This is a genomic window from Paenibacillus sp. MT124, from assembly GCF_058792755.1.
In genome coordinates this window covers 1,170,302-1,196,010 of record NZ_CM179500.1, presented here as the reverse complement: position 1 = coordinate 1,196,010, position 25,709 = coordinate 1,170,302, and the positions used below count along the sequence as shown (strand labels likewise).

The window sequence follows — 25,709 nt, the reverse complement described above, 5'->3', positions numbered from 1 at the left end:
TTGCTTTATTAAACGGCTATAAGAAGCATTGATCCCTAAGGAGGAAACTGGCGTGAGTATTGGAACGGAAATGTATCGTAAAACACTGCTGACTGTTGCAGGCAATAAAGCTGTGGAGAATCTGTCCATCAAATACGGTAAAAAGCTGGCAGGCAAGTTTATCGCTGGCAGCACTCTGGAGGAGGCACTGGAGGAGATTCGGGTCCTTAACAACAAAGGCATTATGGTCACACTGGATCATCTCGGGGAAGGCATCACAAGGTTGAACGAAGCTGCCCTCTATCGTGATGAATATATAAGACTCGTGGAAGGCATAGCTCGCCAAGGAGCAGATTCTAACGTATCCCTGAAGCCAACCCAGATGGGCCTTGCGCTCGATCCGGAGGAGGGTTACCGGAATATCCGATCCGTAGCGGCACAGGCGAAGCTGCATGATCTGTTTGTCCGAATTGATATGGAGGACAGCCCATTCACCCAGGCTACGCTGGATATTGTCCGCCGCTTGCATGCAGAAGGACTTGATAACACGGGAACTGTACTGCAAGCCTATCTTCATCGTACCGAACAGGATACACGGGACATGATTCGTGAAGGCATTCGACTTCGCCTCGTCAAAGGCGCTTACAAAGAGCCCGCAGCCGTAGCATATCAGAATGCTTCCGAAGTCATTGATCAATTCAAATCCATGATCCGCCAGCATCTCGATCAGGGTGTTTACACAGCGGTTGCTTCGCATGATGACCACATTATCTCGTGGACTAAACAGTATGCCAAGGACCGTGGCATATCCCCAGATGCGTTTGAATTCCAGATGCTGTACGGGCTGCGCATGAGCGAACAGGAACGACTTGCACGGGAAGGTTATCGCATTCGCTGTTATGTACCCTATGGAACGATGTGGTATCCGTATTACACTCGCCGCCTTGCCGAGAAGCCGGCCAATCTCTGGATGGTCGTCAAAAACATGTTTAGATAACCGACTTCCCTACTCATATGGAACCATGTGATCCCTGTTTTCTCAGGTCGCATGGTTTTTTTATCCCTCTCTCTCTTATGTCCCCCTTCTACACCACAATGTCTAAAAAATAAGAAACCCCAAATTGAAATGTCCAATATTTAAGACACTAATGAATGTTCAACAAATAGTGACCACCAGCTTGGTGTCATATAACTTTACCTCCCTATGACTTCAGATGCTCAGACTATTTAGGAACAGTTGCGTAGAGAAGCAACATATCCGTATGTAAGCGTATACTAATCTAATTACTTTATATATTATTTAATCCTCCTTATAACACCTACACCACATGTCAAAAAATATATACACAACTTATTTGTGCCGCTATAATAGGGCTAACCATTCTTTATCGTTAAGATCACTTTATAGCTGCGCATCGATTCGCATTGCAGGTAATGGCACACAAGTGTCGTTTCTGATTATCATGCTCGAACCCGAGGTGAAACGGATGAAGCATTTACTCCCAGATGTAATGTCCCTGCTGCGGACAGACCTGAGTACGTTAAAGGATAGTACGCACTTGCCTGTTATTTCTTCGTCTACTGCACTGCCCGAAGCCATTCCCTATTTTAGCAAAAGCCCCCACCTGTTGATCCAGGATGAAGGCTCCCCTGTTGGATATATTGAAGTAACTGATGTTTTGCAGCACATGCTGCAAGCCTATCGCCTCATGGAGGCTTATTTTGAAACCACCATTGAAACGGCAGGTACAGCCCTTACCCTAATTAATGAAGAAGCGAAGGTGGCTTACTGGACTACGGATGCAGAGCGTGTTTTCTCCATTAACAAAGAAGACATTATCGGACAGCCGGCAGCAGACTTCTTCCCGCCTGATCGGCTTCAATCGCTCAAAACGTTATACACCGGCGATACGGTCTACCGTAAACAGCACCAGCCCCGTCCGGATCTGTTCGCTCTCATCAATGCACGTCCAGTGGTTCTTGATGAACGTATCGTGGGTGCAGTAGCTGCCGAAGTGGACATAACAACTGAAATCCGCCTGCATCAGGAACTATTACATATGACATCGAAAGTCCAGCACCTGGAGAAGGCCGTGGCGCGGCTGCGTCCGGATTCCGACCCGTTCGCGGGAATCAAAGGGAGTAGTCCGGTTATTAGACAGTGTCTCGAGACGATACGCAAGATTAGTACTACTTCAGCCACCGTGCTCATACTGGGTGAAAGCGGAACAGGCAAGGAGTTGTTTGCCAAAGCCATTCATGACCTGCGCGAGTCGCCATCCGCGCCTTTTATCGCCATCAACTGCGGTGCGATTCCCGCTTCATTGTTCGAAAGTGAATTGTTTGGTTATGAAAAAGGGGCTTTTTCCGGTGCTGATCCCAAAGGAAAAAAGGGGAAAATTGAACTGGCCGAAGGCGGTACGCTCTTTCTGGATGAGATCGGCGAAATGCCGCTGGAATTGCAGGTGAAGCTGCTGCGGGTCCTTCAGGAAAAGAGCTACTTCCCTGTTGGCGGAACACGTATGAAACAGGCGAATTGCCGAATTATCGCGGCAACCAACCAGAATCTGCTGGGCATGATTGCCAAAAACCAGTTTCGGGAAGATCTATACTATCGCCTGAATGTCATCAATCTCATCATCCCTCCTCTGCGCATGCGCAAGGAAGATATATATGAACTGACCCAGACGTTCCTTCAGGAGTTCTCCCTGCTCTATAACCGTCACATTGAACTCGTTCCTCCCGAAGTATTCAAGCTGCTGTTCAGCTACGAATGGCCAGGTAATGTGCGGGAGCTTCGCAATGTGATAGAACGCATTACCATTCTTACAACGGATGGTGAGGTCAAGGCGGAATATTTGCCGGAATCCCTTACCTCATTGGTACAGCCCCGCTCCTCCACGGCGGATGAGACTGCATTGCTGCATGTCATACCGGTACAACCTACGCTCTCATCAACCAGCGAATCTCCGGATACTATTGCCAAAGGAAACGAGAGCGAGTCCTTCGAAGTCTGCCCCCTGTCTTATCAGGAAAGGCTGGATTCATATGAAGCGAATCTCCTGCGTCAGTGTCTGATCTCGGCAGGTGGCAATAAGCGTACACTCGCTAGGCAGCTAGGCATCTCCAGAGCCACGCTCTATAACCGAATGAAGAGGCTTGGTCTATGACCAGCCTCTTCTGTATTTCATGATCCATATCGTTTATAACACTCGTGCAAGACGAATCAGTGCGGTTCGCAAATGGCGGTAAAACGTGGCCCGGCTCATGGAGCAGGCCTGAGCTGCGGCCGTTGGGTTACCCGCATGAGTCCAGTAAGCTGCATAGAGGAGCATCTGATCCTGCTGGGAAATTCCGTGTGCGCGCCCCTCCAGAAGATCCAGCACGTGCATCTGCAGCTGTATCCCGTCTCTCACACCACTCACACGCGCAGCATACGTTTGCAGTTCACCCGGGGAGTGCAAATGCGCCAGCATTTTTCGCAAATCCGACTCAGACCACGGGACCCCATCCGCCCCCTCACTCGTTGCTTCATATGGCAACCTGCTCCCTTGTTTCTCGGGATCCAGCAAGGACATAACCCATTCTCCAAATAATCCATTGCGCAAATCCAGGTCCATGACATCAGCCTGATCCTGATATCGGTCACAGATACGTGTACGCGTTCTTCTCATTCGAAAACCGATGCTCTGTAAAAACAGCTTCAGATTCGGATTGGTCGCCACCAGCATAACTCTTGCTCCATCACCCAGAAGGGATAGCCTGTCCAGCGACATGTAGCCCACGAGCTCTTCACGTCTGTATCCGGGTACGTTATCACGGGCAGCAACCAGTACGGCATAATGAGTATCCGTCTGATCCGGATCACACGCAAGTTCCTGCGGGCTAAAGCATTCCTCCATTTCCGCCGGAAAATATCTTAACAGCATTTCACTGCTCTCCCGGTGGACAAGCACCGTAATAAACATAGCAATAGGCTCCCCGTTATGATCACGCATCAGCACAATTCCCTCGGGGTAACGCTGTGCCAGCTCATCCAGGAATGGGCGATATGGCTCAGCCTGCCACGGCTCCACACTATATTCGCACCATTCCTCCATTAAGCTGTGCAGCAAGGGCAGGTCCCCTTCGCGCATGACCTCCAGCGGTGAAAAGAGGACCTCGGTGGATACATCCGCATATTTCCGATGCTGAAGCATGGATTCCTGACAGAGCAGGAGCATTCTCCGGGCAATCTGCCGCTGCTCATGTGGTCCGGCCTGTGCATGCAGGGGCAGCAACAAGCTCGCGATCCGTACCCGCATCGCTTGCAGCCGCTGCGGTTCACGCTGACGAAAGTCCCGAAGCAGATGTACTCTGGCCAGATCATGCAGCGCCAGGCCATCCGGAACGGAGCGGATGAATGACATTCGCTTCAGCGCCAGATATTCGCCAAGCGTCACTTCCGTTTGCAGAACCGAGGATAACAATTCCTGATTGGCGGTTTCGAGCAGCGTGAGCACCTCAATCATGGGATGCAGACTTGGAAGCGTCAATTCGAGCAATAAGCGTGCACTGATCATATAGGATAGCTCGGCCCATTCCGCAAGAGGTACGTTTCGCCGATGATCGGCAGCTTCCACCGCTAGGGCAAGTCCAAACGGATGCCCGTCCGTCATTCGTGCAATCGTACCTGCGATACTAATATTTATGAGTCCTGCACCAGCAATGTACTCCGATACTTCTTCATTTGTGAAATGCTGAAGCGGCATCTGCACCAAGTGCTGTCTCAAACGTGGATGCGTGCGCCATGCCGTAGCCGGTTCGGATCGTGAGGCCAGTATGATCAGCACTCCACTGGAGGAGAGTTTATTGACGAAAACCTCCATAAACCAACTTTCCAGCAAGGCAAGTTCTTCATAGTTATCCACCGCAATGACCAGTCTCTTGTGAACCGACGTCTCACTCAATCGGCTAAGTGGGCGGAGATGGCCCTCACTCCCCAGCGTTTCCAGTCCCAATGTCGAGGAGAGATACTCCAGAAAGACCGAGGGGGTTGAACCACAGGATCTGCCATCCATCCATATGGACGTAGCCCCCCGATTACGTGATACCGACAACATCTCCGAGAGCAGGGAGGATTTCCCGATCCCTCCCATTCCCGTTACCGAAAAAATGGTCAAAGGTGCTTCCGGATGGTTAAACCAGCGATCCAGAATCATTAATTCCTTGACTCGTCCTACAAAACGTTTGCCACGGTCATAGTGTCTATCGCTCTGCACCTCACTACTGTTTCCCATTTGAGCCCTCCGTACTAGATACTGGTACTTTTACGCTAAGCATTATCCAAATGCTCCATATACGCCATTCCCTTGCAAAATTGAGACTATATTGAGACGCACACTAACCTATGAAATGATAAAATTTTAAAAAAAGCCACATTATTGATGGCTCCGAACAGCATCATGCAAACGTTTAACACGGGATACATACGCTTCATTTTCTATAATCTCTTACCTTTGCACAAACTTATTTAACTGTTCCGCCAATCAAGCAAACCATCTAGTCACATTTGTCTGTACCTGATGCTGAAGTACATAAGCACCTACCCATCTCAAACTTCTTGCTTCCCTTCCAAAACCATAATGATTCCAGGAAAGGCTGATTTGTGTGAGAAAAAAACTCGACATCTGTAATCTGAGCGGACAACTCGGAATCCAACATGAAAAGCTGGCTGATTGGTTGAAGGAACACGGATTTCTAACCCATGAGGCTGAGGCTCAGGGCCGCAATGATCAAACGTCATCTCCGTACCGATTGGCACCCCCCACCTCATTATCACTCGCTCCCTCAACAGGTCAACCCAAACTCTTTCGCGGCAGGCGTTCCATGTCCGGTCGTTCGATACTGCCGCAGCTACGTCCATCCCGCCGAATCGACAAAAACTGCTAAACCACACTCCGAGGCTTCCCACTATCAAGATTGATACGTCTGTTTATCCTCCATCATCGCGTAAGCAAGCAGGGCCATCTCCAGGCATATTCTTCTCCCCTGGTCCATATAATCAGGTCCCATAAGCTCTTCGAGCTTCTCCAATCTGTTGTACAACGTCTGTCGATGTATAAATAATTGGGCAGCAGCGTCACGCTTGGAACCAAAATTCCGCAAGTAGGCTTCAAGCGTCTCCACAAGCTGAAGATGATGTGCACGGTCGTATTCAATCAACACACCAAGATGGTCTTGCACGAAGGGCTGAAGGAAGGATTGGGGCAGCGCCTTCAACATTTGATATATACCCATACGTTCGTAAAAGTAGATATGTTCCATCCGACTCAATGAACGTGAAACTTCGATAACCTGATATGCTTCTTGAAGACTGTCCGGCATGTCGGTCAAGCGGTTGCGAATTTTGCCAAACCCGGCATATATCGCAACCTGCTTCAGGTTACGGCTCGCAAAGCGTTTTACATCCCCAATAATGCTTTCGAGGGACCTAACCAGCTTATGGGAGGTGGATGCAGCACTCTCTTCCTTGGCACAGCACAGGTAGACCTGGTTATTTTTCAGCATGATCAAGCTCTGCAGATTGTTCTTCTTCAACAAGGATCTTAGCAAAACAAGAATATCCTGATGATTCGCCTCCATCCGTTCACGTCCGGTCCCCCTCAGCTGATGCTCAATCTCAATCACTCCTCCTGCAAACCAGTACTGTCCCTTCACCAGCAATCGGAGTCCCATCCGGGTCTGTGCCTGTTCTTCCTGATGGATATGCCCATTCATCAAATCCTGAATTAATTCATTCTGATTGCGTACCATCTTCTCTTCGAGAAACTGGGAACGAAGCGTCAGTGCGGCTGCCGCCTTCGCCGTGTAATCAAGCAGCAATTTGAGATATTCCACTGGTGCAGAGGGATGCACCACCATGCCTACAGCTGAGAACACCTGACCAAAGCAGACCACCGGATGACACAGCAGCATGTGCTGCTCATCGATGCGAAACCATAGTTCGGTATCCGAATCGTTCAGATCCAAATGCTCTACTTCCTGTTCATACCAGGTATAGATGGCCTGCTCCATCTCCGGGGGAAGACCTGGGACAAAGCTGCCTGGCTCCATGGACGAAATATAGACAACCGGTTTGACCGCGTATTCATGAAGCAGATGGAGTACGGCAGACATGTCGGTGCTCTGCAGTGTCCGCTGCTGAAGCTGACGGGAGTATGCCTCCAGACTCTTCAGCAGCTGATGCTGATGATTAATGAGCAGAGCATGAATATCCTGCGTAATCTCCACGAACCTTACTGGCTGTTCGAATACAATCAGCGGAAACTGATGTTGATCCGCCAGTTCAATTAATTGTTCGGGAATGCCATGAATGCTGGTGCCAAACTCCACACACAATCCTGCCGCGTCACTATGAATCAGCTGGAGCAAATATTCTTCACGCCCCTCTTCCGATTGAAGCCACAGCCCTGTGGATAATATAAGATCATGGGGGCTGACATACGGAGAGACATTGGTAATCTCCAATACATGAACCCATCCAACCTGACGGGATGTTCCCCCGCTTCCTGCAACCAGACGCGCTCTGGCAAAGACAGGGCGTGCCAACAGATCCTTTATCGTAAACACACGATCATTTCTCAATATCGATCCCTCGTAATGTTATTTTTTCTTACATTATAATTCATGGACAAATGTCCTGAACAGCCCTTTTCGACATAATGTTGATTGATTTCCTTGAAACATAGACATTAAGTAAGGTGCAAAACAGTTACTCAGGTCATAAACTTGTAGTATAAGTTGACAACCATTAAATGGACGAGGTGCATGGGCATGAGAATCGGTATCCCAAAAGAAATCAAAAACAATGAAAACCGTGTAGCCATAACCCCTGCAGGAACGGCTGATTTTGTCAGAGCAGGGCATCAAGTCATGATTGAGCAGGGCGCAGGATTAGGCAGCGGATTCACAGACAGCGAGTATGAGGCCGCCGGGGCAGTCATTCAGGCTCAGGCCCAATCCGTTTGGTCGGAAGCTGACATGATTATCAAGGTTAAAGAACCGCTTGCCAGTGAGTACGCCTATTTTCGTCCCGGACTGATTCTCTTCACCTATCTGCACCTGGCGGCAGAACCGGAACTGGCGAAGGCTCTTGTTCAGAGCAGGGTAACTGCCATTGCATATGAGACTCTGGAGGTTAACGGCACCCTTCCTTTGCTAACCCCAATGAGTGAAGTGGCAGGACGAATGTCGGCTCAGATCGGGGCACAGCTGCTGGAGAAAACCGAAGGTGGCAAAGGCATTCTGTTATCCGGCGTGCCTGGTGTCAGCCGCGGCAAGGTTGCCATCATCGGCGGTGGTACGGTCGGTACCAATGCGGCCAAGATTGCGATTGGTCTCGGAGCGGACGTGACCATCCTCGACCTGAATCTGAATCGCCTGCGCCAGCTGGATGACATATTCGGCAACCAGATCCATACGCTGGTATCCAGTGCATCCAACATCGCGGCTGCGGTCGCTGAAGCGGATCTGCTGATCTGCGCGGTGCTGATTCCCGGCGCCAAGGCGCCGAAACTCGTCAGCGAACAGATGGTCAAGACCATGGCACCCGGTTCGGTCATTGTGGATGTCGCTATTGATCAGGGTGGAATCGTAGAGACCATTGATCATATTACGACCCACGATGAACCGACTTACGTGAAGCATGGTGTCGTGCATTACGCGGTAGCGAACATGCCTGGCGCGGTGCCGCGCACATCCACGGTGGCGCTGACTAACGCCACCATGCCTTATGCGCTGCAGCTGGCCAACCATGGTGCAGCCTCCGCGATTCGCGGCAGTGCATCCATTCGCAGCGCGGTCAACGTGCTGAATGGACATATCACGTATGAGGCGGTGGCCCGGGATCTCGGGCATGCCTATGTCCCTGCAGGACAGGCGCTGGAGCACCCCGCCGCTGTCCAGTAATCTGTAGATGATCGTTCCACCGGGCGCCTTGCCTTTCTCGCCTGTGGAACGAACAGAAGCGCCAGCCCGGGCATAGGTAGTCCGGACTGGCGCTTCTCGGTTTATTTTGCATGAAATAAGTTCTACTAGGGTTATAAGTTCCGGCTTCTGAGATATTCCAACGTTCAAACGGCCCGCTCGCTGCACACCTCGCGAAAATTGCAATCCCTGCACGCACGACGTGAAGGCATCGGAGTAAAGTACGACATGTCCTTCGGACGATTATGATACTCATCTGCCACGCAGGAACGCATCTCCTCAATGTATCTTCCCACATTGTCTTCGACCTTCTGCAGTTCCTCTTCGGTCGGCGTAAACTCGCGATGTGTCCCGGTCAACAGGTATTCCACTCGCAGCTCAATCTGCTCCAGCGGCACTCGGTAATGGTCCCTGACATACGCTGCGTACAGCATGAGCTGGTCCGTGAAATCATCCTCCTTGCCTGTCTTCCAGTCCACAATCACAATGTTGCCGTTGCTGCGGCGATACAACAAGTCCATCTTCACGTATACTCGCGTATCATGCAGAATCATGGTGTCCCATTTCTCAATCTCCAAAATATCCGTACTCGCCCGGGACAGGTCCTCCCAGGTAAGTGTCTGATACATATGGTTTACACACGCCGAAGCTCGCTCCTTAATCGTTGCAATTCGATCATTCAGCGTGTCATCTCCGTAGTAGATCTCGGATAGCATCACCCGATTCTTCGGGTCCAGACGCCACTGATCCTGATCCATTGATTCCACATAGGCCTGATTAAGCAGCTTGCGCATCGTTTGTTCCAGAAAAGATTCACGCGGCTTGTCTTTGCCTTCCTCCCTGCTGCGGACTGCTGACTCACACATCCGGTGTGCGAGGTCACCAAAAACGAGGTATAGATTGCTGAGCTGTTTCAATCGGTACAGGCGGACCTGCATCTCATCAGCCGATTCTGCCTTCCAGCCGTTATGGGCTCCGTAATAATGATAATAATATTTGCGCAGGCACTCATCGAACATGCTTGCCCGCGACTGCGAATACGACCACTGCGGGTATTGTGCCATAAGCTGTTCTGCCTTTCTGTATACCGGATCTGTATGAGATCCCTTGATGCTCACAGTATATAGGATGGGATGAAAATGCTGCAAGCTGTCCTGTGTATTTTGTACTGAACGCAACCGTTTCCGATTCGGAGCGTAACGTTTATATAGTATCATCACCAAAAGATGAAATGGCGAAGCAAAACGCATAATATACTAAATAGAGGACAGGATGTTGCAGTTATATAAGATGCATCAAAAATTCACACGATTACGAAGAGGGCAGAATAAATCTGGGGATAACAGCGATTGGAAGATTGTTCTGAACGCGGAGTAGACTTGTGTAACCTAATCGATTCATCTTATATGGAAAATCATGTACAGGCATATCCTAAAAGGAGGCACCACCCATGAATCGACCGGATTGGTTCCAGGCGGAAATGGCTTTGCAACAGATCCAGGTCATTGGCAGCGACCGGAATGAGCTGGTGAATATCATCGGCCATGCAGAAGGAATCCATTGCATCGGAACAGGTACGGATGCGGCTGTTTTTACGTACGATGGCTTGCCCCAATATGCCTTCAAAGTGTATTCGGATCACGCCCTGGAGAAACTGGAGAACGAAAAGCGGGTCTATGAACAGCTGCGTGGATTACCCTACTTCCCCACCTATTACGGCTGTGGTCGAAATATTCTGGTCATCAGTTATGAACCGGGAGATACACTACTGGAGTGTCTGGAAAAAGGAATTCCAGTTCCCGAACAGGTGATGACAGATGTGGACGAAGCGCGGTCAGCTGTACGCAGCCGGGGCCTCAACCCACGAGATATTCACCTCAAAAATGTACTTCTTCAGAACGGACGCGCGAAGGTTCTGGATGTCTCGGAGTACATTAAGGAAGGCAATGACAACCGATGGGAACATCTCGTCTGGGCGTATCACAACATTTATCCAAGAATCAAAGGCACGCCCATTTCCCCGCGTATGCTGCAAACGATCAAATGGGGCTACAATCAGCTGGATCAGGCCAATCTCAAGATGGACGACCTATCCAAGAAAGCAAATCGTCTATTCGCCAGGTTTATGAAATAAAAAAGGTTACTCTCACAACAATGTACTTTCACGGAACATATTCTTCGGTATCCATAATAAAACCCGGTCATCCTCACGAAGGGTGAGAACCGGGTTTTATTTGTAATATACAACATTGTAAAGGAAATTATCATCTGAGTCTTATATGCCGCAGCTTATCCGGATTCCGGATCATATAAATTTCTTGAACGAGGTTATTTCTTATAGCTAGGCTGACTACCGTTGGGGAAGCCTCATGGGGGACCTGTATCAGAAGACCATGTTGTCCGTTGATTCTAACCACCCGTACCGATCCCAGGCTGTCTCCCTTGGCTACAAGACCTCCAATGAATGCAATGACGCGTTGACTGGATACAATCGGCTTCACAGCTGCCGTGATTTTGCCACCACCATCACTATACAGCGCAACATCATCTGAGAGAAGCTGGAAAAGCTCAGCCATATCGCCAGTCGACGCAGCCTGAAGAAAACGCCGTGTCAACTGCTCGGTTTTCGCATTGGGAACCCATTCAATTTCGAATTCGTTCTCCATTTTTTGTTTGAGACGACTGAAAATTTTACGACATCCCGTCTCGGTTTTACCAAGAAAGTCTGCGATAACATCGTATTCAAATACGAATGCCTCTCGCAAAATAAATACCGCTCGCTCGACAGGGGTCAACCGTTCAAGCATAACAAGAAAGGCGTAAGAGATCGTATCTTCCAGCTCAATCGTCTGAAATGGATCCATTCCCTCTGCTCGGGTTGATGCTGGGATGATCGTATATTCTTGCAACAAGGGCTCCGGCAACCAGGGACCGATGTACACTTCTCTCTGTGCCTCGGCTGACTTCATATAATCAAGACAGCGGTTCGTAACGATTTTGCATAAGTAAGCCTTCAGATCGCGAATGTGTCCTTCATCCTGATGTATGGCCTTCTGCTGCAAGGTCACAAAAGTGTCCTGCACCAAATCCTCGGCATGGGTGACCGATCCCAGCATACGATAAGCGATAGAAAACAGAAGAGCTCTGTATCTACTGTATACTTCATCAAGTTCCATCCTGTGCCTCCTCTGTTTAGATGTCTGTATCTGCCAATATCATCCGAGCAGCTTCACGTGCACTGGCCAGCGAAGCATGAACCAGCATCCCCTCACTCCCAACCCAATCACCAGCAACATAAATTCCCGGGCGACCCTTGACCCTCGGGCCTGGCCTCCCCGGGAGACCGCCCGTTACAGCGGCCGGAATGGCATGGGTAACCAGCATTCGTGGCAGAAGCCGCTTCCGGACAACATGCTCTCGCCAGCCTGATTGAATGCAATCCAGAAATCTAGTCAGCTCGTATTCATCCCTTTTGGGATCGGAATGCCCTGTTGCTGGTAAATATTTCATGACGTGTACAACGTTACGTTCGGAGTGAATGGATAATGAAGCCGTAGCAGAATGATTAGAATAATACCAAGGGGCGTCGGCACCCAGAACAAAGGTCGTTTTGGGATTCGGCATCCCTGTCACAACCAGATCCAGACACGCTGCGTAAACTGGAACTAGCTGCCTGTAAATTGCTTCTTCGGTGGTAGTAAGTGTAGGATTCAAAAAAGCCAATGTACTCCTTGGCCCAGTAGTGGAGATAATATTGCGAGAAATTAGACGGGATTCATCCTTAAGTTTAATCTCAATCCGAGGCTTAGTGCCATGGACTTCTAGTACGGGGACACCGCTACGGACGGATACGCCAGCTTGCTGAGCCCGCGTAGTCAATTGATTGACAAGAGACTGCCATCCTCCGTTTACATACAACACCCGACTCTGTTTAAGCTGATTAATTACAGCTCCAGCACTTATCAGATCAGGGGCATCGCAATACGTGCTTAACCGAACAAGCGCAAGCACAATACGCTGCGCACACAGGCTAGGCACTATTTTATCCAAATACTCCTGCAAACTGACATTGTTCAGAGAAGATACATCCGCTCTATTCAGAGACCAATAGAAGCCAAGCAGCTGATATTTTTCTCTACTATTCAGGCGCGAACCGAACAACAAACGCAACAATGAAACGTTCATACCCAGACTATTTTCTCCGTCAAAAACCAAGCTACCCGGCGGTTTGGGTGCCATTCCATCAGGAATTACACCTATGTCTCGCAAAATGGGGAGTGCGCTTCTATTCAGCGCATGAGCACCCAAGTTAACTTGGGCATCTGCCAGATCAGTAGAAGCAGCACGGCCTCCCGGATTTTCCCCTTTTTCCAGCAATAGCACTTTTTGTCCGGCCCGGGCCAGATATATAGAAGCAGTTAATCCAGCGATACCTGCTCCAATAATAACAGTGTCCCACATGAAATCATTAGCATTGTGTCTCACGTCATATCAATCCCTTCTATTGGATACACATATGACGATTAGAGCCGTTATTTTGTGACCAAAATCATTCCCTTCATCCTTTCCGGTTCAACCGTCCTTCGGAAGGGGTCATTCCCTTATACTGTTTATACAGTTTTGTAAAATAATTGGCATTGTCACACCCCACTCTGGCAGCAATCTCGGTAATGGTCAGATTGCTGCTTCGCAGCAGGTGTTCGGCTTCGGTCATCCGGCATCCGTTCACGTATTCGACGAAGGTGCGGCCCGTCAATTTCTTGAACATTTTGCAAAAGTGATATGTATTCAGCCCCACCTGACTTGCCGCTTCGGTCACGGATATCTTCTCCGCCGCATTGGCTTCAATTTGCTCGATCAGTTGTTTGAACCGTTCACGGTTCGGGAAATAAGAACCTGTTGTTTTTCCCGGCAGCTGCTGGGGCATAAAGGTACGAGCCAGCATGGTAAACAGGGCGTGCAGCTTGGACTTAGCCACAAGCTGGTAGGCAGGTGGCTGCTTAACCATCTCCTCAATCGCATCATAGATTAGGGAGTAGTAGTCCAGGCAGATTTTGTCCTGCTCCGCCGGCTTCACCGGAAAGCGAATCCGTCCCTCCAGATAAGGAGCCACGTACTGCAGATGCAGCGGATCATGTGTGAAATCATGGAATAACGCCGCATTGACAACAACCGAATCATACTCCACATCCCCCTCTTCCAGGGCATAACCCACATGAAGCGTCCCTCCCGGAATAACAAGCACCTCGCCAGGCCCGGCCGTGTATGGTCTGCTGTCGATATGAAATACGGCGTGACCCTTGCGCATGGCAATCAGTTCAAAGTGTTCATGCCAGTGCAAATACATGATACACTCCTCCGCTTTCATATCGGAGCAGCGATTCTGAAACAGCTGAAATGGATGTGATTTATGGTCAATTCGGGTATTTTCGTGAAGCGCTTTCAGATCCAGCACGACCTCTTCCCCCTCCTCACAAAATCGGACTAATATTGCACAAGATTGTATAGAGCCATGCAGCAGATGCGCGGCTATAATGAGTGTGTCACGAAGTACTATAAGCCAATATTGGAGTGAAATACAACCATGAAAAATCAATTACGCATCGGGACCCTCGTGGGTGGAGCGGATGCTGTCCGCGTGATCCCTCAGATCATGAAACACGGTTTCGAGTCATTCAATCTGACCTTCTGGCAAACCACGGGTGAACTGGATCTTGCCGAAACAGCCAAGCGCGTACGCGAGCTGGTCGACGAACATGATATTAAAATTTCTGCACTCAGTGTTTTCGGCAACCCGCTCACCGGGGCCGGAGACAACGCAGACACACTGGCAAGCTGGGAACGGGTTATTGATCATGCCCAGCTGTTCGGCGCAGACATTGTCTCGGGGTTCACGGGACGACTAACGAATCAGCCCATTGACGAGTCCATCCCGCGGTTCAAGGAGGTCTTTGGGGAACTGGCACGCCGGGCGGCGGACCGGGGAGTACGGATTGCTTTTGAAAACTGTGATATGGGTGGAACCTGGCAAACGGGCGACTGGAATATTGCACATAATCCGACAGCTTGGGAAATGATGTTCAATGCTGTTCCGGAAGAAAACATCGGCCTGGAATGGGAGCCTTGCCATCAGATGTCCAGCCTCATCGATCCGATTCCTCAGCTTCGCAAATGGGCGCATAAAGTGTTCCACGTGCATGGCAAAGACGCAACCATTGCCTGGGATATCGTCAAGGAATATGGGGTTCATGGTCCGCATGAATATGTCTGGCATCGTACGCCCGGCTTCGGAGATACCAATTGGTCCGACATTATCACCATTCTGCGGCAAAACGGTTACCAGGGAACGATCGACATCGAAGGCTGGCATGATCCGGTATACAAAGATGAACTGGAAATGACAGGGCAGGTACATGCTCTGCGCTATCTGAAACAATGCCGCGGCGGAGATTTTGTGCCCAATCCGGAATAAGGAGATGATCAAGTGAGTCAGCAACATCGAGTGCTTGTCGCCGGCTGCGGTGCCATGGCCAACACCTGGGTCGATTACGCCATGCAAAGACCGGACACGGAGATCGTAGGGCTTGTCGATCTGCAAGAACAAAATGCTATGGCCCTGGCTGCACGCCATGGTCTCTCCTGTCCTACATATACGGATATCGCTGAGGCCATCCAAGCTACAGAAGCCAACATCGTATTCGATGTCACGATTCCCGCAAGTCATTATGGCATTGCCATGACAGCTTTGCAGCAGGGCTGCCATGTATTCGGCGAAAAGCCGCTGGCAGAAACCTTCGCGGAGTGCGGGGATATCGTCCAGACTGCTCGCAAAACAGGCCGCATCCAGGCCGTGATGCAGAATCGCCGCTTCGACCCTCGAATCCGTGCCTTTCGGGAGCTCATTGAAGGAGGCACCATTGGTAAGGTCGGTTATGCTGGGGCAGACTTCTTTCTCGGACCCCACTTTGGCGGATTCCGGGATATGATGGACAGTCCGCTGCTGCTGGACATGGCGATTCATACGTTTGATCAGGCCAGACTTATTCTTGGAGCCAATCCGGTATCGGTCTATTGTCACGAATTCAACCCTCCAGGCTCCTGGTACACAGGCAATGCGATGGCGCTATGTATCTTCGAAATGTCCGACGGCTCCGTATTCAATTACCGCGGGTCCTGGTGCGCAGAAGGCGCCCCAACCTCGTGGGAAGCATCATGGCGTGTAACCGGGGAAAAAGGTACGGCCATCTGGGATGGTCATGATGACATTTATGCAGATGTCGTTGCAGCAGAGCACCTGGATTCGAGCGGCAAGCCTTCCTTCTTCCAGCCTTCAGAGCGAATCGAAGGACAGCTGCCTGTCATGGAGAAAAGCGGACATCACGGCTGCCTCGAAGACATGTTCGCTGCGCTGGAATCCGGGAGATTGCCCGAAACGGATTGCAGCGACAACCAGTTTAGCATGGCGATGGTGCTCGCTTCCCTCGAGAGTGCCCGCACGGGACAGAAAGTGCTCATCGCTGATCTGATGAAAGTTACGTAGAGAGCGCTTCATAAACAGCCAAGCCAGCCTGACCCGTAAATCTGAGCGAGTTAGGCTGGCTTGGTTAGTATTTTGCTGCATCTTTACAGAATGAAAAAGGAGATAAGAAAATCCATGGATAGCAGCAATCGGAAAATGGTAATGCAATCGGAGCTTTTGAGTGTAACTGTATAACCTTTTATACCCCTCTATAAAATTCCTTTTTGCATGGCTTTGTACACGAGCTGCGAGAACAGGCTGTTGGACCAGGCAAACCAGGGTCTTGTAAATGTATCGGGATCATCTGCATGAAAGCCTTCATGCATGAACCCGGTTCCTGCGTCTGTCTTTTCCAAAAGTTCAATCATCTCCAGCATTTCCTCGTCATTATCCGCGGTCAGTCCCTGCATGGACAGTGCCATATGCCAGATGTATCCCGGCGGGGTATGCGGGCTTCCGATACCTTTGGCTGCTTGGCCTTCATAATAGAACGGATTCTCCTTACTCAGAATAAACCTGCGTGTATTCTGGTACACGGTATCCTCCACGGGTGCATATTCCAAATAAGGAATAGACATTAGTCCAGGCGTACCCGCATCATCCATCAGGCAATGATTGCCGTATCCGTCTGTTTCGTAGGCATAGATTCGTCCATAGACCGGATGATTGTATATGCCGTAGAGAGAGATTCCATGGCGAATCTCTTCTTCAAGCCGCGCCATTTCGCTAACCAATCGTTCGTCCCGGAATACCCATTTGGCGATCTCCCCCATCTGGCGTAAGGTCACCGCAGCGAACATATTCGCTGGGATGTTATAGTGGAAATCACAGGCATCATCGCTCGGACGGAAACCCGACCAGATCATTCCTGTGTAGTTCACAGGCATTCCCATTCCCGCATTACGCATCGTATCATGGGCTGGACAATTGCGGCGCATAAACCGATATGGCGATTGCTCGGCATGGTGCTGCTCCGTTTGCCAGAGGTGGACTACTCTCTCCATCACCCTTTTGAAGCGTTCATCAAAAATATCCGTTAATTCCGTCTCACGCCAATACGCATAGGCCAGCTTCATCGAGAAGCAGAGGGAATCCAGTTCGAATTTACGTTCCCATACCCATGGCGACATCTCTGTTTCATCATTGGCATCCCAGTGCCAGCCGTTGGCTGTTTCGTTGAATGCATTGGCATACACATCAATGTCAGCATAGAACATATGGCGCTTGATCAGACCGCTGATAATTCGTTGTAATGCTGCATCGTCCTTCGCAAGTGGCACATAATGCATGACTTGCTCCACAGAATCACGCAGCCACATGGCTGGGATATCACCTGTAATGACAAACGTTGTTCCGTCATCAAGCAGTTTGGTCGTCGTCTCGAGCGTACTCGGGAAGCAGTTACGGAACTGCGCGAGCAATCTCGGTCTGTGCTGCAGCTTCTTGTCCGCCTCCGCCAGAATATCTTGCACTGCCTGCGGCAATTCCAGATGCGGCATGGGAATCTTCGGTAATCTGAACTGTTCCATGGATGTAGTCTCCTTCGACATGAAGTGTGGTTGTGGTGTTTGGATATGGCTGATCTGTTTCTCTCCAAATCCGGCATATCCTTTTAGGCATATTTGATTATTGTTATTTTTGTTATCATAATATATAATAACGTTATTAAATGTAGTGTACTGTGAGTTGGTAAATGTCGTCAATTCGCAATTGCTATAATTGTTACGAATTCAATTTCTAAATTTATATTTTGTTTACATATGAAGGAGTCATGAACATGTCCCGCAAAGTATCCATTCAGACGCTGGCTGACCAGCTTGGATTATCAAAATATGCCGTTTCCCGTGCACTCAGTGGCAAGACAGGAGTCAGCGAGTCTACCCGCGCCCGTGTGCTTGAACTCGCGAGAGCTCTGGGTTATCGCCAAAATACACCCGGAAGCACCGGTGTCTCCGCTGCTGCAGACCAATCCGAACCGCCATTCGCGCTCATCTGCATGAATCAGCTAAACCGCGGGGAGCCTCACTACTGGCAGCGGGTGCTGTCCGGCATGATCTCAGGCTGTAATGAACGGGGATGGCATCACGCAATTGTATCTCCTTCACTTGGTACGGGGGACGAACATACGCCACCGGAACGGGCCATTGCTCCCCATCTGGACTGGGAACGATGTGCGGGTGTCATTGTTATGGGCGCCTTTCCTCATGCCGTTCTGCAGCGGCTGGCTCAGACCGGCCGTCCCATCGTGCTGGTGGATCATCAGGAACCGCTCCTGAACTGTGATACGATCAGCCATGATAATCTGGAGGCAGGCATCACCGTTGTGCAGTATCTACTGTCCCTGCAATCCCGCAGAATCGGGTTAATCACGGACGATGGCCGTGCGGCCAGCTTCGCACAGCGCAAGATCGGCATGGAACTGGCATTGAATCATTTTCATACCGGCCACGGTCAAGCTGCCACATTCCGGGAATGGAATGTTCCTTATGAGCAAGGGGAGTGGGTAGACCAGCTCGCAGCCGAAATCAAAAACATGCCGGAGCATGAACGACCCGATGCCTGGATTGGGGTGAATGATGATATTGCCCTGCAATGGATGAACAAACTGCAGGAGATCGGAATCTCCACACCTCAAGATTGCCTTGTGGTTGGCATTGATAACGTCCACTCTGCCGCAACGTCTTCCCCACCTTTGACAACAGTCAACCTGTGCAAGGAAGAACTAGGGCAGCGGGCCATTGAAGCTTTGCAAAGACGAATTGAACGTCCCGGGACACCGAAAGAGACCGTCATGCTCGCCACTTCCCTTATTCCGCGTGAATCGGCTTAGCTTGTATTAATCGATAAGACACATCATCTGTTCTAACACAAACGAAAAGGGCCCGCATAATATGCAGGTCCTTTTCTTCCGTTTATAAGCTTTTAAAGAAAGGCAACTTATTTTAATGCTTGTTGTTTATGCGATCTACACATTTACTTATAAAAATGCTCAACGTTTCTGCGCAATAAAATCGCTAAGCTGTGCGTAAATAGCAACAATCTCATCCATCGACATACGCACCAGTCCGCTTGAAGAAGGGGCAACGAATTCCTGAATTTCCGGGACAACCGGATCATCCTGAAATCCCCATTCCACTTTGGCACGCTTGCTGTACTGGGTGTATACCCCTTTCCCGACAAAACAGGCGACGTCCGGTCGGTACTGTTCCAGCTTTTGCCGCAGAATCTGACGTCCCTCCGCATACTCTTCACGTGTTATATCTTCCACACCTCTCGTAGGCCGGGCTACTATGTTGGTAAATCCATACCCCAATTTGAGCAGATCCTGATCTTCTTCCGGATGATATAAACGAGGAGTTAAGCCGGAACGTTCAAGAATGCGCCAGAACCGATTGCCTTTGTAGGCATAATGATGGCCGGTCTCGCCTGATGTGATGCTGGGATTGAATCCGATAAACAGAATCGATAACCCAACATCCAGATGATCTGGAATCATATTCACATGACCTCCCTAGTGTATAAAATGATATAATGGTTGAAGTGTTTACGAAATCGGACTGAAATTTTCATGAAAAAGGAAGCTGAACCAATGATAGCAGACATCATGCTTGAAGTCGTCCTGCCCGTCTTTCTCCTGATCGGAGTCGGGTCCTGGATGCAAAAGGTGTTCAAGCTGGACTTGTACACCCTCGCCAAAATCAATTTCTATTGCATTACCCCCGCAGCCGTCTTTATGAGCATGTACCATTCCGATATGTCGGGTGAACTACTCGGGACTGTCACTCTCTTCTACGCCATATATGTCATTATTCTGTATATCGTAGGATCCGTGTTCGCACGAACACTTCGATTGAACAAAGGCATGAAGGCCGCCTTTAACAACAGTGTCATGCTGGACAACGCAGGCAACTATGGCCTGCCGATCAATGCGCTTGTGTTTCGCGGAGACCCACTCGCATCTTCCATCCAGGCTCTCGTGATGTCCCTACAGTCGTTGCTGACCTTCACGTATGGCGTATTATCCATCCAGGGTGCGAAGCTGAAAGGGAACTACCGTGCAGTCATCATCGGATTTCTCAAAATGCCAGTACCTTATGCGCTCTTACTGGGGATTCTGTTCCATATGTGGAAGGTGCCGCTGCCAACGTTTCTGTCCATGCCGCTGACGTATGCACAGCAAAGTATGGTTGCTGTGGCACTGCTGACCCTCGGCGCGCAAATTGTCAAATATCCGATCCGGCTGTACCGTCTTGATGTGTATATTAGCACATTTCTGCGTCTCCTGATTGGCCCGGCCATTGGGATCTCCATTGTACTGCTTCTGGGTCTGGAAGGGATTGCCGCACAGGCACTGATCATCGCTTCTGGGATGCCTACAGGAGTGAATGCGTCCATTCTAGCCGAAGAATATGATAACGAACCTGACTTTGCCGCCCAAACGGTGCTCATCTCAACACTCTTGAACATTATTACGATTACTGCACTCATTTCTTTTGCCAAAACGTTTTGATGCAACTAAAAAAGTCCATGCGCTCCGCAAGTCGGATGAGCTTGGACTTTTTTTGGTTAAGACATATGCGATCTATGCGAGTAACCCCTACTTGCACAGCCAAAAAGAAAAACTAGGATTCAAACGTCGTCCGTTCCGGAAACTTGCCGCCTTCCCTGAATAAACATCGGACCAGCCGCTGCGCCGCCCGATTGAAATAAAAGCTGGGATTGACCCCTTCGACCTGAACAGGTTCCAGTTCCTTCACACTTTCCTTGATCTTGTTCATTTCAATCAGTCCCATCTTCCGCTCATTGGGTCCGAATCGATAAATAACCTTTTCATCGTCCTCCGTCTGTTTTACCAGCAGAATCATGGATGCCATGCAGGTTACCCCCTATCGTTACGTTATGAAATTCCAATGACTACTTGCTATATATAACATTATTACCCAGATAACCATGGAAGGATATAGGGCTTTGGTTCGTTTATATTGAAGTTAAGACTCCTAATTCAAATGTTCTTAAATGTAAAGTTTTTACAATAAAATGAAAAAAAGGCCTGGATCTCGTCCAAGCCTGCCTTCATCTCAGTCTAATGCAAGGTGTTTTCCTCTATTTTATGGACCATCACAATCGTGGATCGACCTTCTCAGACTCCAGGGCTAACGTTGCCAGCACACATTCATGAATCCGCTCCACAGGCTCCCTGCGGACAAAACGCTCAACTCCCTCCATACCCAGAGCGCTTTCCATTAGGGCATGGCGTTCCTTCTTGGATGTTTTACGTTTGCTTAGCCGGGACAAATTCTCGGGTGCCAGGTAATCCATCCCATAGATGATGTGCAAATATGCACGCCCTCGTACTTTAATCGCAGGTTGGATCATTTTGTTCCCATTCCACGTGCGGAAGGTTTCTGGCTTGATAACAATGCCCTCATGTCCTGCTGCCGTCATCTCCTCCCACCAGCGAATAACTTCCGCTTCATCCGCCTCACTCATAATCACCCGATATTCCGTCTCCATCATGAAGCTGGACATCCGGGCAAACTCGCGGTTCTGCTCCATATGCCATTCATGTGTCTGATCCCAGAACGTTCCCGTGCTGTGAGCCAGGGTGTGGAACGGTGCTATACGGATATCCCCGAGTTCCTTCACATCCCAGCAGTAGTTCTGAAATACGTCACGGAATGTAGTCGCATTCGCCAGTTTGACTTCGGTCTCCTGCAGCCACTCCCCCACATCTCGTCCGGCCGCTTCCGCTTCCCGCAATCTGTCCAGCACCGTTCCGCGATCCATGAGGGAAGCCTCGGCCACATGTGCATATTGTGAAGCAATCAGCTCCCGGGCCTTCAGGTTCCAGGGGACAATCTCAGCATCCAGCAATACAAACTCCGTCTGATGGCGTTCAAAATAACCGTCTGCAGTCAGGTCCGCATGCAACCTGGTCAGTACATTCTGTTCTGTTGTGGGGTCAAAAAAAGATCGTCCTGTCCGGGTCACGATGTTCCCCAGCATCGCTCTTCCCACTTGCTGCTTCGCAGCTTCTTGATCGCGGAAGAGGAGCAGAATGGCTCTACTGCCCATATGTTTCTTCTCAGCCACCATGCGCGTAACCCCCTGCGACCGGTAATAGTGGAATGCATCCCGCGGATGCTCCAGATAGCCTTCAACCGAAGAAGTTGCTGGCGGCGGGCTCATCGTAGGCGGGATATAGACCAATTCTTCGAGCGGTACCGTAAAGTGGGAAAAAGTATCAATGGCCGTCCGGGCTACCTCGCCCTGGATGGATACGTCCAGTCTGGATCCGGTCTGCACCGTAAATCCTTCCTTGAATTTCCGAAGGTTTGGCGGTGCAAACCGGCGCTGTTCCCAGCGCTTGAGCGGGCTATCCGGGTCTCCAGCATAATCCTGCAGTGCCGCAACGCTGACGGACTCCCGTTCCGGCATACGCCAGGCCGTCAGCATACCTCCAAATACAACACCCTGATCAATATTGACCGTATCATTGATAATCGTAGGATATGGACGGGGGTCATGTCCCCAGACGATACATTCGCCTGAAGTATGATCCACGTACCAGTCCTTCCGAACTGGCCGTCCATGCTCATCTGTTCCATCCACATCTCCATAGCGGCAGTAATCCTGAATGCGTTTGGATTGTTTTCCGATAAAATGATCCCGAATACCCGCGTGTGCCACCACTACCTGACGTACCCCGTTCCGGGAGAATACCAGATGGGAAGGGGCATTCAGCAGAAACTCTCTTAGATCTGTACGTATTTGCTGCGCTGTCTCTGTGCCATGTTCCCGTTCCAGTTCGCTCAGCTCCTGCTCAACAAACTCATCTCCATGACTAAGGGTAACATCGCGACCGTCCAGATAACGGGCAATTTTCCACCCATGGTTGCTGTCAACCATGTAGGCTAACCCTGCGGCACAATGCTGCTGCCAGAACAGCAGACATGGAAGCGATGCAGGTCCACGGCTGGATACGTCCCCAACCGAGACCAGCTTTCTTCCCTCAGGGTGACGGTACAACCCGTTTTCTCCCTCTTTCACATAGCCCAACCGAATAATTAACTCGATCATTTCATCATAACAGCCGTGAATATCGCCAATGATATCAATCCCTACGCCCATGTCCACCATCAGTGGATTGGCCGTGTGGACAAATTCAAGTTCATCCGGCTGCTTCAGCACATAATTGGCATCAAAGCCATCTTCACGGATGGAGCGCAGCGTGCGTTTGAACTGCTGTACCTGCTGCTTCACCCGCTGACGGCCGCGTGGATAATCGCGACGAGCATCCCTCTCCAGCAGTTCCTTCTCCGGAACATCAAGTACGATCGCAATGACAGGTACATGGGCTTTTCTCGCGAGATGAATAAGACGCTGGCGATCTTCCGTATACAGATGGGTCGCATCGACCCAAGTCAGCTTGTTCAACCTACAGCGAGTCGCCAGCATGGCTTCCATGGCTTCAAAGGCCTTGGCCGATACCTGCTGGTATTCGGCATAGATCACATCCGCTTCGCTTCGCGGACGATTTTTCCAGTCCACATATTCGTCATCTCCAACCAGCATGCGGAACTGATCCGACGAGACGGCTTCCGTATGTTTGATGACTCCTTCTTCCACGAGTCGTTCCAGCAATGTGCTTTTGCCGCTACCCGATGGACCAACAAGCACGACGATGCCTGCATGAGGCAGGTGTATTTTGCGGCGTCTCTTATAATCCCTCCCTGCCATCGGATCATGAGGCGTTCTGCCTGTGTCATTTTCTTCTCCAGCTCCCGGGTTATCCCTCATGTTAATCTCTCCTTTCCTTCCTGAAAATCACGAGCTGAGTCGGCTGCCCGAAACCTTCTGCATACTCCCCTATGCCCCTGATTTCAAAGGTGTACTCTGCCTGCTTCGTCCACATCTCACACTGAGCTGCCAGTTCCGCCCTGGTCCATTCGAAGCGATGGTCGTGATGGCGGAGGCTCTCCTGTTCCATTGCATATACCTGGTTGTATTCCTTGTTCGGAGTGGTCACAAGCAGTACTTCCTGCTGGTATTCGTTCATGATCGTATCCATGATACCGTTCAGTCGGTAAGCTTCGATGTGCTCGATGACCTCGCACAGGATCATGACATCCTGATGCTGCATCTGCTCATCAAAATAAAACAGTGAGCCGATGACTGGCTCTGGCACAGCCGCGATCCCGCTTCGTCCTTCCAGCTTGGCGAATCGTTCCATGGCCCGCAGGCGGGACTGTCCCGAAGGTTCCACAGCCAGAATGGACTCCACGCCTGAAATATAAGCCAGTTTGGCAGATAACTTGCCTTCACCGGCACCCATATCCACAATGCGGCGCTTAAGCGGAAGACCTGCGACCACATCTGTAATCGCACGATAGCGAAGTTCATTTAACCGGACGGGTGGTTCCTTCTGCAGAGATGGAACGTCAGGCTCATCGCCTTTTTTATAGGCACTCATGTTATCGTCCCCGGCATTCACCGCCTCCACAGGCGCAGATAGTATCCCCTCCTGACGCTCATGCTGCCTAATCAATTCGGCGAACCGCAGTGTACGCTTGATGATCATTTCCTTCAGCGGATGATTGTCCAGCCAACCTTCGCCGTAACGCTTGATTTTATCAATCTCATCCTCACCGATGAAATAATGTTTATAGTTATCCAGCACGGGAATGAGCAGGAATAACTGGCGCAGTGCATTTTGCACGGTGACTTGACCACGAAGAATGATGCGGCGGACAGTACTCTTCTTTTTCAGATCAAACGTATAGACTAGCTCGTCTCTCTCCAGCGTCACAGCGTAACCAAGCGGCGAGAACAACTCCTCAATGGCTCGATCGGGCAGATCCGATGCCACCGGTCCAAACGTGAGCTCCATATCGAACGGATGCCCTACCCACTGTACATAGGCTTCCTTCGGTTTGCCATTAAGCGCCGTCCCCAGCGCCGATCGTATGTAAGAGCAGAACAAGCTGCTGGTCACAAATTCACGGTCATTAATATACTGCGTAATATCATAACCATCCGGTGTGCCTCTAACCAGATCAACGGGATCAGGTTCGGCGTGCATCAGTACTTCGGTTTCACGTTCTGTAGCCGTCGTGTATACCATTCTTACGCGCACACCCTTGTCCGTCCGGTCATACACATTATTGGGATTCTTCGAGAGCAGATGCGATACATTGCCTGCTCCCTCTCCAGTTGCTTTTAATATCAAATGCATGGATTACTC

General features: G+C 50.1%; 20 protein-coding genes. 9 read left to right on the top strand and 11 right to left on the bottom strand.

What is annotated here, in order from left to right; all coding sequences use genetic code 11:
* Positions 1-52 precede the first annotated feature (52 nt).
* Both AC3RCI_RS05480 and AC3RCI_RS05475 read left to right on the top strand, forming a co-directional pair.
* Complete coding sequence (locus AC3RCI_RS05480) at positions 53-976, top strand: proline dehydrogenase family protein (RefSeq protein ID WP_492527899.1); 924 nt, start codon at positions 53-55, stop codon at positions 974-976.
* A gap of 490 nt (positions 977-1,466) precedes the next feature.
* Positions 1,467-3,149 carry a sigma-54 interaction domain-containing protein gene (locus AC3RCI_RS05475; protein WP_492527897.1) on the top strand — a complete coding sequence of 561 codons (1,683 nt, stop codon included), beginning with the start codon at positions 1,467-1,469 and terminating at the stop codon, positions 3,147-3,149.
* Between the two features lie 33 nt (positions 3,150-3,182).
* On the opposite strand, the gene AC3RCI_RS05470 is transcribed toward AC3RCI_RS05475, so the two are convergent.
* On the bottom strand, positions 3,183-5,258 hold the full coding sequence (locus tag AC3RCI_RS05470; RefSeq protein ID WP_492527895.1) for an nSTAND1 domain-containing NTPase: 2,076 nt from the start codon (positions 5,256-5,258) through the stop codon (positions 3,183-3,185).
* 370 nt (positions 5,259-5,628) lie between these two features.
* Here AC3RCI_RS05470 and AC3RCI_RS05465 point away from each other — a divergent pair, with 370 nt between their 5' ends.
* Positions 5,629-5,910, top strand: coding sequence for a hypothetical protein (locus AC3RCI_RS05465; RefSeq protein ID WP_492472111.1), 282 nt, complete (start codon positions 5,629-5,631; stop codon positions 5,908-5,910).
* A gap of 24 nt (positions 5,911-5,934) precedes the next feature.
* Here AC3RCI_RS05465 and AC3RCI_RS05460 read toward each other — a convergent pair whose 3' ends face one another.
* Positions 5,935-7,605: a PucR family transcriptional regulator gene (locus AC3RCI_RS05460; RefSeq protein WP_492527893.1), complete on the bottom strand. Its 1,671-nt coding sequence runs from the start codon at positions 7,603-7,605 to the stop codon at positions 5,935-5,937.
* Positions 7,606-7,794: 189 nt separating this feature from the next.
* Here AC3RCI_RS05460 and ald point away from each other — a divergent pair, with 189 nt between their 5' ends.
* Positions 7,795-8,928 carry an alanine dehydrogenase gene (ald, locus tag AC3RCI_RS05455; RefSeq protein WP_336781199.1) on the top strand — a complete coding sequence of 378 codons (1,134 nt, stop codon included), beginning with the start codon at positions 7,795-7,797 and terminating at the stop codon, positions 8,926-8,928.
* 164 nt (positions 8,929-9,092) lie between these two features.
* Here ald and AC3RCI_RS05450 read toward each other — a convergent pair whose 3' ends face one another.
* Positions 9,093-10,010 carry a PD-(D/E)XK nuclease family protein gene (locus tag AC3RCI_RS05450; RefSeq protein WP_492527891.1) on the bottom strand — a complete coding sequence of 306 codons (918 nt, stop codon included), beginning with the start codon at positions 10,008-10,010 and terminating at the stop codon, positions 9,093-9,095.
* A 386-nt stretch (positions 10,011-10,396) separates the two neighbouring features.
* Between AC3RCI_RS05450 and AC3RCI_RS05445 the strand changes: the two genes are divergently transcribed.
* Positions 10,397-11,080 carry a serine/threonine-protein kinase gene (locus tag AC3RCI_RS05445; RefSeq protein WP_153977197.1) on the top strand — a complete coding sequence of 228 codons (684 nt, stop codon included), beginning with the start codon at positions 10,397-10,399 and terminating at the stop codon, positions 11,078-11,080.
* A 130-nt stretch (positions 11,081-11,210) separates the two neighbouring features.
* Here AC3RCI_RS05445 and AC3RCI_RS05440 read toward each other — a convergent pair whose 3' ends face one another.
* The 3 genes from AC3RCI_RS05440 to AC3RCI_RS05430 all read right to left on the bottom strand — a co-directional run bounded on the left by AC3RCI_RS05440 (position 11,211) and on the right by AC3RCI_RS05430 (position 14,401).
* Complete coding sequence (locus tag AC3RCI_RS05440) at positions 11,211-12,122, bottom strand: RNA polymerase sigma-70 factor (protein ID WP_492527889.1); 912 nt, start codon at positions 12,120-12,122, stop codon at positions 11,211-11,213.
* A 16-nt stretch (positions 12,123-12,138) separates the two neighbouring features.
* Positions 12,139-13,431, bottom strand: a complete 1,293-nt coding sequence (locus AC3RCI_RS05435; protein WP_492527887.1) for a phytoene desaturase family protein — start codon at positions 13,429-13,431, stop codon at positions 12,139-12,141.
* 73 nt (positions 13,432-13,504) lie between these two features.
* The gene (locus tag AC3RCI_RS05430) at positions 13,505-14,401 is read right to left on the bottom strand and encodes an AraC family transcriptional regulator (protein WP_154892722.1); all 897 of its coding nucleotides are present in this window, start codon (positions 14,399-14,401) and stop codon (positions 13,505-13,507) included.
* A gap of 129 nt (positions 14,402-14,530) precedes the next feature.
* Here AC3RCI_RS05430 and AC3RCI_RS05425 point away from each other — a divergent pair, with 129 nt between their 5' ends.
* Both AC3RCI_RS05425 and AC3RCI_RS05420 read left to right on the top strand, forming a co-directional pair.
* A complete protein-coding gene (locus AC3RCI_RS05425) occupies positions 14,531-15,418 on the top strand; it encodes a TIM barrel protein (RefSeq protein ID WP_154892723.1) in 888 nt (295 codons plus the stop codon).
* Positions 15,419-15,430: 12 nt separating this feature from the next.
* Complete coding sequence (locus AC3RCI_RS05420) at positions 15,431-16,486, top strand: Gfo/Idh/MocA family protein (protein ID WP_492527885.1); 1,056 nt, start codon at positions 15,431-15,433, stop codon at positions 16,484-16,486.
* Positions 16,487-16,674: 188 nt separating this feature from the next.
* On the opposite strand, the gene AC3RCI_RS05415 is transcribed toward AC3RCI_RS05420, so the two are convergent.
* Positions 16,675-17,994, bottom strand: coding sequence for a glycoside hydrolase family 125 protein (locus tag AC3RCI_RS05415; protein ID WP_492527883.1), 1,320 nt, complete (start codon positions 17,992-17,994; stop codon positions 16,675-16,677).
* A gap of 248 nt (positions 17,995-18,242) precedes the next feature.
* On the opposite strand from AC3RCI_RS05415, the gene AC3RCI_RS05410 reads away from it, so the two are divergent.
* Positions 18,243-19,295: a LacI family DNA-binding transcriptional regulator gene (locus tag AC3RCI_RS05410; RefSeq protein ID WP_492527881.1), complete on the top strand. Its 1,053-nt coding sequence runs from the start codon at positions 18,243-18,245 to the stop codon at positions 19,293-19,295.
* A 159-nt stretch (positions 19,296-19,454) separates the two neighbouring features.
* Here AC3RCI_RS05410 and AC3RCI_RS05405 read toward each other — a convergent pair whose 3' ends face one another.
* Positions 19,455-19,961, bottom strand: coding sequence for a mismatch-specific DNA-glycosylase (locus tag AC3RCI_RS05405; RefSeq protein ID WP_492527879.1), 507 nt, complete (start codon positions 19,959-19,961; stop codon positions 19,455-19,457).
* 93 nt (positions 19,962-20,054) lie between these two features.
* Between AC3RCI_RS05405 and AC3RCI_RS05400 the strand changes: the two genes are divergently transcribed.
* Positions 20,055-20,975 carry an AEC family transporter gene (locus AC3RCI_RS05400; protein ID WP_095288865.1) on the top strand — a complete coding sequence of 307 codons (921 nt, stop codon included), beginning with the start codon at positions 20,055-20,057 and terminating at the stop codon, positions 20,973-20,975.
* Between the two features lie 112 nt (positions 20,976-21,087).
* Here AC3RCI_RS05400 and AC3RCI_RS05395 read toward each other — a convergent pair whose 3' ends face one another.
* The 3 genes from AC3RCI_RS05395 to AC3RCI_RS05385 form a co-directional block, all read right to left on the bottom strand.
* Positions 21,088-21,339, bottom strand: a complete 252-nt coding sequence (locus AC3RCI_RS05395; protein ID WP_095360818.1) for an RNA-binding protein — start codon at positions 21,337-21,339, stop codon at positions 21,088-21,090.
* Between the two features lie 244 nt (positions 21,340-21,583).
* Positions 21,584-24,205 carry a polynucleotide kinase-phosphatase gene (locus AC3RCI_RS05390; RefSeq protein WP_492529804.1) on the bottom strand — a complete coding sequence of 874 codons (2,622 nt, stop codon included), beginning with the start codon at positions 24,203-24,205 and terminating at the stop codon, positions 21,584-21,586.
* 61 nt (positions 24,206-24,266) lie between these two features.
* Entirely contained in the window at positions 24,267-25,700 is a 1,434-nt protein-coding gene (locus AC3RCI_RS05385) for a 3' terminal RNA ribose 2'-O-methyltransferase Hen1 (protein WP_492527877.1), read from the bottom strand.
* Between the last annotated feature and the right edge of the window lie 9 nt (positions 25,701-25,709).